General features: G+C 39.0%; 1 tRNA gene. It reads right to left on the minus strand.

Annotated features, from left to right (window positions below):
- Positions 1-234: 234 nt before the first annotated feature.
- Positions 235-310, minus strand: a tRNA-Ala gene (locus H4J69_RS19745).
- Positions 311-354 lie beyond the last annotated feature (44 nt).

Consider the following 354-nt stretch of genomic DNA (forward strand, 5'->3'; position numbering starts at 1 on the left):
TTATAAATATCTTATTTATATCAGCTTTCCAGATTGTTAAAGAACTCATTCTTAACGCGCATTCGGTTAAAAACGTGGTTTAAAAAACCAAACTTAACATGTTCATCAGAACAGTTTAAGTTTGGCCTCTTTCTTTAATGAAGAATCATAATGGTATCCTATATTATACAAGGCAGTTTGTAGCGTCGTGTAGTTTACTACACAAGCTGCGAACTAACGCGGTAGAATTTAAGATGGTGGAGCTATGCAGGATCGAACTGCAGACCTCCTGCGTGCAAGGCAGGCGCTCTCCCAGCTGAGCTATAGCCCCATCGGGATTCTTCTAATTTGTTATCATGTAATTTGTGTAGACAC

Origin of the sequence: Colwellia sp. BRX10-9 (assembly GCF_014077405.1) — a bacterium.
Lineage (GTDB): Bacteria > Pseudomonadota > Gammaproteobacteria > Enterobacterales > Alteromonadaceae > Colwellia_A.